Here is a 13,191-nt window from a genome sequence, read left to right as displayed (position 1 = left end):
TGGAGGTGAAATGGTAAAGAATATTCTCTGTGTTATCATAAATCAGCACATAGAGAGATAAGTCATGACTTGGAAAATACAAGCAATTACTGGCGAATTAACGGGTCAGGAAATTAGCATTGACCGTGATATGTTGGTCGGTCGTCATCAAACAGCGGATATTTTATTACAACAATCTGAAATTTCGCGTAAACATGCGGCTTTTTTACTGAAAGAACATGCTTTGTGGCTACAAGACTTGGGTTCTTCAAACGGCACGTATGTAAATGATGTGCAAATTGCGGCAGAAACACTGTTGAAGCAGGGTGATATCGTCCAGTTTGCAAGCTTAAAGTTTTCGGTCTTTGAGCCTGCTAAAGCGTTAGAAGATGTGGTGGAATCGGTAGAGGCTGTAACTTTGGGCGCAGCTGTGGTTGAAACACCGATTAGCCAGCCATCTGAAGCAGTAGCTGCTTCAGAAACGGCTCAAGCGGAAGTGAGTGCTGATGCGCCTGTTGTTGAGCCAGAACTGCCGAAAACGGCAGCACAGCATATGAGCGATCAGGGTATGCCTGAGCTAAAAGAACGCGATGGCAATGTGAGTTTAACGCGTGACGGGATGCCGCAAAATGTCGGTATTCCGAAACCCGCTCCTATTCCTGCAGGGGTGGATTTGACTGCGCCTAGCGTGCCTCAGGTTGAGAACAACGAGGCTCCAAAAGCACAGGTTGCGCAAGAGGCTGAAACTCAGAAAAATGCCTCGCTAGGGCTAATCTCGATTATTGTTTTGATTATTTTAGCGATTATTGCTTGGCTGATGTTCAAATAAAACGCAGAGCACACTACAATCAAGGCATGCTCAAGCATGCCTTGATTGTTTTTGGGCAGTAGATGATAAAAAAGGGTGAGGGTGAATGAATATTGCAAATGTGGCACAGCGAGAGGTTTTACTTTTCGATCTAGATGGAACCTTGGTGGATTCAGCAACAGATTTACATCGTGCCATGAATATGAGCCTGAATGCTTTGCAACTGCCTACTGTTGCTGAGGAGCAGGTGCGGGTCTGGGTTGGTAAGGGAACGGCGCTGTTTTGTCAAAGTACCTTGCAACATTTAACGGGTAAAGTCGATCCTGCTCAGCAACAACAATTGTTGGAGACGTTTTTAAAAATTTATAATGCCGACCCATGTGTGGAAACTCAGCCTTTCGATGGCATTGTTGAGTTTTTAGAATGGGGCTTGGCACAAAAGAAAACCATGATTTGCGTGACCAATAAACCTGAATTGCCTGCACGTGCTATTGTCGATCACTTAGGCATGACCCATTATTTTGCTGATGTCATCGGCGGCGATCGTTTCGAAGAGCGCAAACCTCATCCGCGCCAATTGTTACATTGTGTTGAGCAATATGCACAAAGCAAAGATCAGGTCTTAATGATTGGGGACTCATCCAATGATGTTGAGGCTGCACGCCGTGCGGGTATTGATTGTGTTGTGGTTAGCTATGGCTATAATCATGGTGAAAATATTTTAGACTGTCAGCCACAGCAAGTGGTGGATAATCTGTGTGAACTGATCAAGTAACTTTGTAAACGAAGGAATGAACATGAGTAAACATATGACTTTTCGATGGCGAAACTCCAAGCACTAATTTTAAAAACTGATCACGCCATATTGAAAAAATAGAGAACACTCATGACAACGCAAACTCAATTCGATCAACTCAAAACAGCGGGTTATAACCTGATTCCAGTCTATCGTCAGCGCTTAGCCGATACTGAGACACCATTGTCAGTTTTTGCGCGCCTAAAAGAGCATAAGCAAGCCTATTTGTTTGAATCCGTAGAAGGTGGGGAGAACTGGGCACGCTACTCGATTATTGGTTTAGGTGAATCTACCGTGTTCTCGTGCAACGCGGGTGAGCTGACCATTCAACAAACCGATGGCACTATAGAAAAGCAACCCTGTACAGATCCGTTTCAATTCATCCGAGATTTTCAGTCGCAATATAAAGTACCTACTCAAGCTGATTTACCTGCTCTGCCAAGCTTTACCGGTGGTTTGGTGGGCTACTTTGGTTATGATGCGGTACGTTATATTGAACCGCGTTTAAACAACGCGCCAGAAGCAGATCCAGTGGGTTTGCCTGATATTTGGATGATGCTGTCTAAAACAGTGATTGTGTTTGATAACTTAAAAGATACGCTATTCCTGATCGTGCATGCCGATGTGGTTGACGCGGATGCATATAGCCAAGCCCAGCAGCAACTGGATGCTTTGGAAGATTTGCTCGCAACGCCAATTAGTTTAAAAGCCACGCCGCATACTGCACCGCATTTTGAGTCACTCACGGGCAAAGCAAAATTTTTAGAATCGATTGCAACGGTGAAAGAGTACATCCGTGCAGGCGATGTGATGCAGGTGGTGCCAGGGCATCGTATGGTCTCTGACTTTGATGGTGAACCTTTACAAGTCTATCGCGCGCTACGTCATTTGAACCCATCGCCTTATTTGTTCTTGGTACAGGGGCAAACTTTGGAAAATAATCAGCCTTTTCATATTGTCGGTTCTTCCCCTGAAATTTTATCTCGCCTTGAAAATGGGATTGCAACCGTACGTCCGCTGGCAGGAACGCGTCCACGTGGTAAAACCAAAGAGGAGGATTTAGCGCTTGAACAAGACTTGCTGTCGGATGAAAAAGAGATTGCTGAACATTTAATGCTGATTGACTTGGGGCGAAATGATGTCGGTCGTGTCTCGAAAATTGGCAAAGTGCAAGTGACTGATCAAATGGTGATCGAACGTTATTCGCATGTCATGCATATTGTTTCCAATGTGCAAGGCGAAGTTCGTGATGATGTAGATGCCTTGGATGTTTTTAAAGCAACTTTCCCTGCAGGTACACTTTCAGGTGCGCCAAAAATCCGTGCGATGGAAATTATTGATCAAGTTGAGCCCGTAAAACGTGGAATTTTTGGTGGTGCTGTTGGTTATTTAGGCTGGCATGGCGAAATGGACATGTCGATTGCAATTCGTACCTGTGTGATTCGTGAAAATAAGGTCTATGTTCAGGCAGGAGCGGGGCTTGTTTATGACTCAAATCCTGAATCTGAGTGGAATGAAACCCAAATAAAAGCTCGCGCAGTGATCAAAGCGGTTGAATTATCGTCAAACGGATTGATTTTGTGAGTTTTTGACGTTTTTTTTGAAAAAAACACTTGCAAGGTTTTTGAGTTTTGCTAAACTGCACACCGTTCCGATACGAAACGTACGAAACACTAAGAAACGCCGGCATAGCTCAGTTGGTAGAGCAACTGACTTGTAATCAGTAGGTCCACAGTTCGAATCCGTGTGCCGGCACCATCTTAGAGAGTTGAGTGAGTTAAGTAAAGAGCGACACTGAAGTAAGTGTAAAATGGTGAGGTTCCCGAGCGGTCAAAGGGGGCGGACTGTAACTCCGCTACGAAAGTTTCGAAGGTTCGAATCCTTCCCTCACCACCAATTTTAAGACTTCAAGAAAGTGGTCTTTGTACCAACATCGTGCGGGAGTAGCTCAGTTGGTAGAGCGGTAGCCTTCCAAGCTACATGTCGCGAGTTCGACCCTCGTCTCCCGCTCCATTTGAAGTTTTATATTTGCTCTTATAGCTCAGTGGTAGAGCACTCCCTTGGTAAGGGAGAGGTCTCGAGTTCAAATCTCGATAAGAGCTCCAGATTACAGTTTAGTAGAATTTCTACAAATTTTTAAAGAAGCAGGCTTATTAGTCTGCTTTTCAAGTATTTGGTGTTTGATTTTTTAGGCGATGTGTCGATACTGAGTTGTTTATACCTGTGTTCGACGTAAACGAGGAAGATGAGCATGGCTAAGGCTAAGTTTGAACGTAATAAGCCACACGTTAACGTGGGCACAATTGGTCACGTTGACCATGGTAAAACAACTTTAACAGCTGCAATTGCAACTGTATGTGCGAAGAAATTCGGTGGCGAAGCGAAAGACTACGCTGCAATTGACTCTGCACCAGAAGAAAAAGCACGTGGTATTACAATTAATACTTCACACGTAGAATACGATTCTCCAACTCGTCACTACGCACACGTAGACTGCCCGGGCCACGCCGATTATGTTAAAAACATGATTACTGGTGCTGCTCAGATGGACGGCGCGATCCTTGTATGTGCTGCGACTGATGGTCCAATGCCACAGACTCGTGAACACATCCTTCTTTCTCGTCAGGTTGGTGTACCTTACATTCTTGTATTCCTTAACAAGTGTGACCTTGTTGATGATGAAGAACTTCTTGAATTAGTAGAAATGGAAGTTCGTGAACTTCTTTCTACTTATGACTTCCCAGGTGATGACACTCCAGTTATCCGTGGTTCAGCTCTTCTTGCACTTAACGGTGACGCTGGTCAGTATGGCGAAGAAGCAGTTGTTGCGCTTGTTGACGCGCTTGACACTTACATTCCAGAGCCAGTACGTGCAATCGACCAAGCATTCTTAATGCCAATCGAAGACGTATTCTCTATTTCTGGTCGTGGTACAGTAGTAACTGGCCGTGTAGAAACTGGTATTGTGAAAGTAGGTGAATCAGTTGAAATCGTTGGTATCCGTGATACTCAAGTAACTACAGTTACTGGCGTAGAAATGTTCCGTAAACTTCTAGACGAAGGCCGTGCGGGCGAGAACTGTGGTGTTCTTCTACGTGGTACTAAGCGTGAAGACGTACAACGTGGTCAAGTACTTGCTAAACCAGGTGCAATCAAGCCGCACACTAAATTCGATGCAGAAGTATACGTACTTTCTAAAGAAGAAGGTGGTCGTCACACTCCATTCCTTAACGGTTACCGTCCACAGTTCTACTTCCGTACAACTGACGTAACTGGCGCGATCAAATTACAAGATGGCGTTGAAATGGTTATGCCTGGTGACAACGTAGAAATGTCAGTAGAATTAATCCACCCAATCGCAATGGACCCAGGTCTACGTTTTGCGATCCGTGAAGGTGGCCGTACAGTTGGTGCTGGTGTAGTTGCTAAAGTAACTGCATAATTATAAAATAAAATTACAAATTGGGGTTTCGGCTCCAATTTGTTTTGCAGGTCAGTAGTTCAATTGGTAGAGCGTCGGTCTCCAAAACCGAATGTTGGGGGTTCGAGTCCCTCCTGGCCTGCCAACTTTTTTATAAAAGACGCTTGATGTCGGCAAAACTGGTCATATAATAAGTCGCGAAACCTACGACGAGTACAAAAATGTCGAATGAAAAATTACGCGACGCACAAAGCGACGCGGCAATCCCTCAAAGAAATAATTCTGCTGAAGTAGTTAAATCTGGTTCTCCCCTAGACGTCGTCTTATGGATTATCGCATTGATTTTATTAATTGGTGCGACCATGGTGAATCAGCACCTACCAGCGTATTGGGCACCAGCCAACGATATCTGGGTGCGCGTTGGGGTAATTTTGGCTTGTATCATCGTGGCATTCGGTTTATTATACGCCACCCATCAAGGCAAAGGCTTTGCTCGTTTGTTGAAAGACTCACGAATTGAGCTGCGTCGAGTGACTTGGCCAACGAAGCAAGAGACCATGACCACATCTTGGCAGGTGCTTGCGGTTGTAGTTGTTGCATCCATTTTATTATGGTGTTTTGACTACATTTTGGGCTGGTTAATGAAGTTTATTATCGGGTAAGAGAGCTATGAAACGTTGGTACATTATTCATGCCTATTCAGGTTATGAAAAACAAGTGATGCGTTCACTTAATGATCGAATCCAGCGTAGCGCTGTAGCCGATAGCTTTGGTGAAGTCCTTGTTCCTACCGAAGAAGTGGTAGAAATGAAGGATGGTAAGAAACGTAAATCTGAACGTAAGTTCTTTCCAGGCTATGTATTGGTCGAAATGGAAATGAATGATGAAACTTGGCACATTGTTAAAGAATGTCCAAAAGTTTTAGGTTTTATTGGTGGTACGGCTGAGAAACCGGCGCCAATTACCCAACGTGAAGCAGATGCGATTCTTGCTCGTGTACGCAATACTGGTGAAGCACCACGTCCGAAGACGATGTTTGAACCAGGCGAAGAATTACTCGTAATTGACGGTCCATTCACAGACTTTAAAGGTGTGGTGGAAGAAGTTCTATACGAAAAGTCACGTTTAACGTTGACCATTAATGTATTTAATCGACCAACTCAGGTTGAGCTGGAATTTCGCCAAGTCGAAAAATCAGTTTAATTCGAAGTGGTTGAAAAACGCCTGGCTTATTTATAAGTCAGGCATTGTTGTTGTAACGGTATCGTTACTTAGAAATTGGGGAGCCTTCATCGGCGTTTGTACCCAGAGGTAATTTGAAATGGCTAAGAAGATTGACGGCTATATCAAGCTGCAAGTTCCAGCTGGTAAAGCGAATCCATCTCCACCGATTGGTCCTGCATTGGGTCAACGAGGTGTTAACATCATGGCATTCTGTAAAGAATTCAATGCTGCGACACAAAAACTTGAAGTTGGTTTACCAATTCCAGTCGTGATCACTGTGTACAACGACAAGTCGTTCACATTCATCATGAAAACTCCTCCTGCATCTATTCTTCTTAAGAAAGCTGCTGGTATCCAAAAGGGTTCTGCTGTACCTAACAAAACTAAAGTTGGTAAGTTGACTCGTGCTCAATTGGAAGAAATCGCGACTACTAAAGAACCAGATTTAACTGGTGCTGATTTAGACGCACGTGTTCGTACCATCGCTGGTTCTGCACGTTCTATGGGCTTGGAAGTGGAGCTATAAGACATGGCAAAGTTAACTAAACGTCAAAAAGCCATTGCTGCTGCTATTGAAGCAAACAAAGTTTACACTTTAGAAGAAGCAGTAGCTGTTCTTGCTGGTCTTCCTGCTGCGAAATTCAAAGAATCTTTGGATGTTGCGGTAAACCTAGGTGTTGACCCTCGTAAATCTGACCAAGTTGTTCGTGGCGCGACTACACTTCCTGCAGGTACTGGTAAAACTGTACGTGTAGCTGTGTTTGCTCAAGGCGCTGCTGCTGAAGCTGCTAAAGCTGAAGGCGCGGACATCGTTGGTTTTGATGACCTTGCTGAAAGCATCCAAGCGGGTAACCTTGACTTTGACGTAGTGATTGCTGCTCCTGATGCAATGCGCGTTGTTGGTAAGTTGGGTACGATTCTTGGTCCGCGTGGCTTAATGCCAAACCCTAAAGTGGGTACTGTAACTCCTGACGTAGCTGGCGCAGTTAAAAATGCAAAAGCTGGTCAAGCACGTTACCGTGTAGACAAAGCGGGTATTATCCACGCTGCGATCGGTCAAGTAGATTTCTCTGCTGAAGCTGTTCGTCAAAACGTTGAAACTTTGATTGCAGACTTGAAAAAGTTAAAGCCTGCGACATCTAAAGGTGTATACATCAAAAAGATTACTTTGAGCTCAACTATGGGTCCTGGTCTTGTTGTTGATGTAAGCAACGTTTCTAACTAAGTTTTACTTAGACAGAATTTTAAAGCCCTGAGTAAAAATCAAAGCGCTGCTTTGATTTTTACGCAAGAAACGCTCTGTCGTATTTTGCAAACTTAGGCAAACTTTGAATTGGTAAATGTAGATTTATCAGCGTCAAAGACCTCAGGCGAGAGTAATTTCGATTGCTTTCTTAATTTCCCAGCCTGAGTAGACGCGGTGGTGTGATTTGTTCATCCTCCGCGTGTAAGTTCAGTGATGAACTTGCGAATTGGGAGTGTACTTCGCGTAAGTACATAAATCACCGTTAGGAGGTTTTACAATGGCTCTTCTTATCGAAGGCAAAAAACAGATCGTTGCTGAAGTAACTGAAGTTGCTTCTACTGCGTTTGCTGCTGTTGTTGCTGACTACCAAGGTTTAACTGTTGAGCAATTAACTGCTCTTCGTGTTGAAGCTCGTAAGTTAGGTGTTGCTACACGTGTTGTACGTAATACTTTGGCTAAACGCGCTCTTCAAGATACTCCATTCAATATCTTGAACGACAACCTTGTTGGCCCAACAATTTTAGCTTTCTCAACTTCTGCAGATGATATGGGTGCTGCGGCACGCTTATTCGAAGAATTTGCGAAAACTAACAAAGCATTTGAACTTAAAGCTGCTGCATTTGAAGGCAAACTTTATCAAGGCGAAGAAGTTAGCGTTATCGCGAATCTTCCAAACCAAGAGAAAGCGCTTACTATGCTTGCAAGCGTTCTTCAAGCTCCTATTTCGAAATTGGGTCGCTTACTTACAGCGCTTCAAGAGAAAAACGAGTCAGAAGCTGCATAAGCTCAAACTTAAACACACATCATTCAATACCCATTTGGAGTTACTCTCATGGCTTTAACAAACGAAGAAATCTTAAACGCAGTTGCTGAAAAAACTGTTCTTGAACTTGTTGAACTTATTTCTGCTTTCGAAGAAAAATTCAACGTATCTGCTGCTGCTGTAGCTGTAGCTGCAGGTCCTGCTGCTGCTGCTGCTGAAGAGCAATCAGAATTCAACGTTGAGTTGACTTCTTTCGGCGCGAACAAAGTAGCTGTGATTAAAGCAGTTCGTGAAATCACTGGTCTTGGCTTGAAAGAAGCTAAAGACATGGTTGAAGGTGCTCCTTCAGTTCTTAAAGAAGCAGTTTCTAAAGAAGAAGCTGAAGAACTTAAGAAAAAACTTGAAGAAACTGGTGCTACTATTACTATTAAGTAATGTTACCAGGGGGGGAATATTAATTTCACCCCAAAAATTGGCTGATGGCTCTTGGGTCATCAGCCTTTTTGCGTTACAATAATCGGCTCGATTTTTGTTTGCTTGGTGGAAAATCCATCAAATTAAAATAAAGAAAAGAATCAAACGCTTACCAATATTTTTCAAATTTAAAAATATTGGTAAGCGTTTCAATACCACTGAAAATTGCAGCATTTGTAAAAAGTGGTGGCCATATCGGCCTGCGTAATTCCTTCTGAGCCCGTTCTGCAGGCGGGCTCGGTTTACTTTCCGAGGACTCCAGATGGCATACTCATATACCGAAAAGAAACGGATCCGTAAGAATTTTGGTAAATTGCCTAGTGTTATGGATGCTCCGTACTTGCTCGCGATTCAAGTCGACTCGTACAGAACATTTTTACAAGATGGCAAATCACCAAAAAACCGCGAAGATATCGGTCTGCAAGCCGCGTTTCGTTCAGTTTTTCCTATAGAAAGTTATTCTGGCAATGCTGCTTTAGAATTTGTTGAGTATAGTCTTGGTAAGCCTGAGTTTGATGTACGCGAATGTATTCTTCGTGGCTCAACTTATGCAGCACCAATGCGCGTAAAAATTCGTTTGATCTTAAAAGATCGCGAAACTAAATCAATTAAAGACGTGCGCGAGCAAGAAGTCTACATGGGTGAAATGCCACTCATGACTGATAACGGTACATTCGTTATTAATGGTACTGAGCGTGTAATCGTATCTCAATTACACCGTTCACCGGGCGTATTCTTTGACCACGATAAAGGCAAAACCCACTCTAGTGGTAAAGTGCTTTATTCTGCGCGTATTATTCCTTACCGTGGTTCATGGTTAGACTTCGAATTTGACGCAAAAGACCTTGTATTTGTGCGTATTGACCGTCGTCGTAAATTACTCGCGACTGTGGTTCTTCGTGCTTTGGGTTATAACAATGCGCAAATCTTAGACTTGTTCTATGAAAAAGTGCCTGTATACCTAGACATGGGTAGCTACCAGATTGACCTTGTTCCAGAACGCTTACGTGGCGAAATGGCACAATTTGACATCGTAGATAATGATGGCAAAACCATTGTTGAGCAAGGCAAGCGTATCAACGCGCGTCATGTGCGTCAAATGGAAGCTGCTGGCCTAGAAAAACTTTCTGTGCCAGATGAGTACTTGTACGAGCGCATTACTGCAGAAGACATCCCACTTAAAGATGGTGATGTGATTGCAGCTAATACCTTGTTAAGCCATGAAGTGATGGTGAAATTGGCTGAAGGGGGTGTTAAACAATTTAACATTCTATTCACCAATGACATCGACCGTGGTTCATTCGTTGCAGATACTTTACGTGCAGACACCACGACAGGTCGTGAAGAAGCATTGGTAGAAATCTACAAAGTAATGCGTCCAGGCGAGCCACCAACGAAAGAAGCGGCTGAAAATTTATTCAATAACTTGTTCTTCTCTTCAGAACGTTATGACCTCTCTCCAGTGGGTCGTATGAAGTTCAACCGTCGTTTAGGTCGTCCTTACGAAGTGGGTACGGATCAGAAGTCTCGTGAAGTTGAAGGTATTTTGTCGAACGAAGATATCACTGATGTATTAAAAACATTGGTTGAAATCCGTAACGGTAAAGGTGAAGTCGACGATATCGATCACTTGGGTAACCGTCGCGTGCGTTCAGTAGGCGAAATGACTGAAAACCAATTCCGTGTTGGTCTAGTTCGTGTAGAACGTGCTGTTAAAGAACGTTTAAGCCAAGCTGAAACAGATAACTTGTCTCCGCAAGATTTGATCAATGCGAAACCAGTGGCTGCTGCAATCAAAGAATTCTTTGGTTCAAGCCAGTTATCTCAGTTCATGGACCAAAACAACCCATTGTCTGAGATTACGCACAAACGTCGTGTATCGGCGCTTGGTCCCGGTGGTTTGACACGTGAACGTGCGGGCTTTGAGGTACGTGACGTACACCAAACTCACTACGGTCGTGTATGTCCAATTGAAACGCCGGAAGGTCCAAACATTGGTTTGATCAACTCGCTTTCTGTTTATGCGAAATGTAACAATTTCGGTTTCTTAGAAACACCATACCGTAAAGTGCTTGATGGTCGTGTAACGGATGAAGTTGAGTATTTATCTGCAATTGAAGAAGTAGGTACTGTGATTGCACAGGCCGATTCTGGCGTAGATAAAGACGGTAACTTAACAGAAGAATTTGTTTCTGTACGTCACCAAGGTGATTTCGTACGTATGCCGCCTGAAAAAGTGACGCATATGGACGTTTCTGCACAGCAGGTTGTTTCTGTTGCTGCATCACTCATTCCATTCCTTGAACACGATGACGCCAACCGTGCATTGATGGGTTCAAACATGCAGCGTCAAGCTGTGCCTACATTGATTGCTGACAAACCGCTTGTAGGTACAGGCATGGAAGCAAATGTAGCGCATGACTCTGGTGTGTGTGTGATTGCGGATCGTGGTGGTCGTATCGAATTCGTCGATGCTTCACGTGTTGTGATTCGTGTCAATGAAGATGAAATGGTTGCAGGCGAGGCAGGTGTAGATATCTATAACCTGATCAAATATACACGTTCGAACCAAAACACTTGTATTAACCAAAAAGTTCTTGTGAAACTTGGTGATAAAGTGGGTCGTGGCGATGTATTGGCTGATGGTCCATCAACAGATGGTGGTGAGCTTGCACTCGGTCAAAACATGCGCGTTGCGTTCATGACGTGGAATGGTTACAACTATGAAGACTCGATCTTACTTTCAGAGCGCGTACTTCAAGAAGACCGTTTAACCTCGATTCACATTCAAGAATTATCATGTGTTGCACGTGATACGAAATTGGGTGCGGAAGAGATCACAGCGGATATCCCGAATGTGGGTGAAGCTGCACTGTCTAAGCTTGATGAATCAGGTATCGTATATATCGGTGCTGAAGTGACTGCTGGTGATATCCTTGTAGGTAAAGTAACGCCTAAAGGTGAAACGCAGTTAACACCAGAAGAAAAATTGCTTCGTGCAATCTTCGGTGAAAAAGCAGCTGACGTAAAAGACTCATCTTTACGTGTTCCATCAGGTACCAAAGGTACAGTGATTGACGTTCAAGTGTTTACACGTGACGGTCTTGAGAAAGACGAACGTGCGCAAGCAATTGAAAAAGCTCAGCTTGATTCATATCGTAAAGACTTGAAAGAAGAATACAAAATCTTCGAAGAAGCAGCACGTGAACGTATTGTTCGTTTGTTGACAGGTCAAGAGTCTAACGGTGGTGGTACAACCAAGTGTGGCGATAAGCTTTCTGTAGACGTATTGTCTGGTTTAGAGTTGGTTGATTTACTTGAAATCCAACCGACTGATGAAGCTATTGCAGAGCGTTTAACTCAAATTCAAGTGTTCTTGAAAGAGAAGAGCTTTGAAATTGATGAGAAGTTTGCAGAGAAAAAACGCAAACTTTCTACAGGTGATGAATTAACAACAGGTGTATTGAAAGTTGTTAAGGTTTACTTGGCTGTTAAACGTCGCATCCAACCGGGTGATAAGATGGCGGGTCGTCACGGTAACAAGGGTGTTGTTTCTAACATCTTGCCTGTTGAAGACATGCCGCACGATGCCAATGGTGTTCCAGTCGACATCGTATTGAACCCACTGGGTGTACCGTCACGTATGAACGTGGGTCAGATTCTAGAGACTCACTTAGGTATGGCAGCGAAAGGTCTTGGCGAAGAAATCGACAAGATGTTAAAAGCGCAACGTACTGTACTTGAGCTTCGTGGATTCTTAGACAAGATTTATAACAAAGTTGGTGGCGAGCAAGAAGATCTTGATAGCTTAACTGATGATGAAATTTTGGTGCTTTCGGGTAACTTGCGTGCGGGTGTTCCTCTTGCAACGCCAGTATTCGATGGTGCTGAAGAATCTCAAATTAAAGACTTGTTAGAGCTTGCGAACATTTCACGTACTGGTCAAACAGTATTGTATGATGGTCGTACAGGTGAACAGTTTGACCGTCCTGTAACTGTAGGTTACATGTACATGTTGAAACTGAACCACTTGGTAGACGACAAGATGCACGCACGTTCTACTGGTTCTTACTCATTAGTAACTCAACAGCCGCTTGGTGGTAAAGCACAATTCGGTGGTCAGCGTTTCGGTGAGATGGAAGTCTGGGCGCTTGAAGCATATGGCGCAGCTTACACGCTTCAAGAAATGCTTACTGTTAAGTCGGATGACGTTGAAGGTCGTACCCGTATCTATAAGAACATTGTAGATGGTAACCATTATATGGACCCAGGTATGCCTGAATCGTTCAACGTATTGACCAAAGAGATCCGTTCTTTAGGTATCAACATTGAACTGAAAAATGGTGACTAAGTTTCTCCATTGAATCTCCCCAACCTCTCCTGTTCAAAGAGAGGCTTCCTCGAAAGGGAAGCGGGGAGATTTCTCAGTTAAAAAACAATATTTGTGACCCAGTTGTGTAGTGAAAGTCTCCACAACACA

At 43.7% G+C, this 13,191-nt stretch carries 11 protein-coding genes and 5 tRNA genes; all 16 read left to right on the top strand.

All coding sequences use genetic code 11. The features are described 5' to 3' along the window. Positions 1–64 precede the first annotated feature (64 nt). The 16 genes from AC4CU2_RS15740 (at position 65) to rpoB (ending at position 13,062) form a co-directional block, all read left to right on the top strand. A complete protein-coding gene (locus AC4CU2_RS15740; RefSeq protein WP_490769079.1) occupies positions 65–808 on the top strand; it encodes an FHA domain-containing protein in 744 nt (247 codons plus the stop codon). An 85-nt stretch (positions 809–893) separates the two neighbouring features. Then, positions 894–1,562, top strand: a complete 669-nt coding sequence (locus tag AC4CU2_RS15735; protein ID WP_490769078.1) for an HAD-IA family hydrolase — start codon at positions 894–896, stop codon at positions 1,560–1,562. Between the two features lie 111 nt (positions 1,563–1,673). After that, the gene (gene trpE, locus AC4CU2_RS15730) at positions 1,674–3,167 is read left to right on the top strand and encodes an anthranilate synthase component I (RefSeq protein ID WP_490769077.1); all 1,494 of its coding nucleotides are present in this window, start codon (positions 1,674–1,676) and stop codon (positions 3,165–3,167) included. A 98-nt stretch (positions 3,168–3,265) separates the two neighbouring features. Beyond that, a tRNA-Thr gene (locus tag AC4CU2_RS15725) sits at positions 3,266–3,341 on the top strand. 54 nt (positions 3,342–3,395) lie between these two features. Beyond that, a tRNA-Tyr gene (locus AC4CU2_RS15720) sits at positions 3,396–3,479 on the top strand. A gap of 41 nt (positions 3,480–3,520) precedes the next feature. Beyond that, positions 3,521–3,596: transfer RNA gene (locus tag AC4CU2_RS15715), tRNA-Gly, on the top strand. A gap of 17 nt (positions 3,597–3,613) precedes the next feature. Then, a tRNA-Thr gene (locus AC4CU2_RS15710) sits at positions 3,614–3,688 on the top strand. 146 nt (positions 3,689–3,834) lie between these two features. Beyond that, positions 3,835–5,025, top strand: coding sequence for an elongation factor Tu (tuf, locus tag AC4CU2_RS15705; RefSeq protein ID WP_004692776.1), 1,191 nt, complete (start codon positions 3,835–3,837; stop codon positions 5,023–5,025). A 48-nt stretch (positions 5,026–5,073) separates the two neighbouring features. Further along, positions 5,074–5,149 (top strand) — tRNA-Trp (locus tag AC4CU2_RS15700). Between the two features lie 76 nt (positions 5,150–5,225). Next, positions 5,226–5,666, top strand: coding sequence for a preprotein translocase subunit SecE (gene secE / locus AC4CU2_RS15695; protein ID WP_004692774.1), 441 nt, complete (start codon positions 5,226–5,228; stop codon positions 5,664–5,666). 7 nt (positions 5,667–5,673) lie between these two features. After that, positions 5,674–6,207, top strand: coding sequence for a transcription termination/antitermination protein NusG (nusG, locus tag AC4CU2_RS15690; RefSeq protein WP_004692772.1), 534 nt, complete (start codon positions 5,674–5,676; stop codon positions 6,205–6,207). Positions 6,208–6,325: 118 nt separating this feature from the next. After that, on the top strand, positions 6,326–6,754 hold the full coding sequence (gene rplK, locus AC4CU2_RS15685) for a 50S ribosomal protein L11 (protein WP_004668262.1): 429 nt from the start codon (positions 6,326–6,328) through the stop codon (positions 6,752–6,754). Positions 6,755–6,757: 3 nt separating this feature from the next. Then, positions 6,758–7,453, top strand: a complete 696-nt coding sequence (gene rplA, locus AC4CU2_RS15680) for a 50S ribosomal protein L1 (RefSeq protein WP_004692770.1) — start codon at positions 6,758–6,760, stop codon at positions 7,451–7,453. A gap of 298 nt (positions 7,454–7,751) precedes the next feature. After that, positions 7,752–8,258, top strand: coding sequence for a 50S ribosomal protein L10 (rplJ, locus tag AC4CU2_RS15675; protein WP_004692769.1), 507 nt, complete (start codon positions 7,752–7,754; stop codon positions 8,256–8,258). A gap of 48 nt (positions 8,259–8,306) precedes the next feature. Next, entirely contained in the window at positions 8,307–8,672 is a 366-nt protein-coding gene (gene rplL / locus AC4CU2_RS15670) for a 50S ribosomal protein L7/L12 (protein WP_004692767.1), read from the top strand. Positions 8,673–8,973: 301 nt separating this feature from the next. Next, a complete protein-coding gene (gene rpoB, locus AC4CU2_RS15665; protein WP_490769076.1) occupies positions 8,974–13,062 on the top strand; it encodes a DNA-directed RNA polymerase subunit beta in 4,089 nt (1,362 codons plus the stop codon). The last annotated feature ends 129 nt before the right edge of the window (positions 13,063–13,191 follow it).

It is taken from the genome of Acinetobacter sp. 797_lipA, assembly GCF_058243025.1.
Note: the sequence above shows the minus strand (reverse complement) of the source record. Positions and strands in the feature narration are given on the sequence as shown.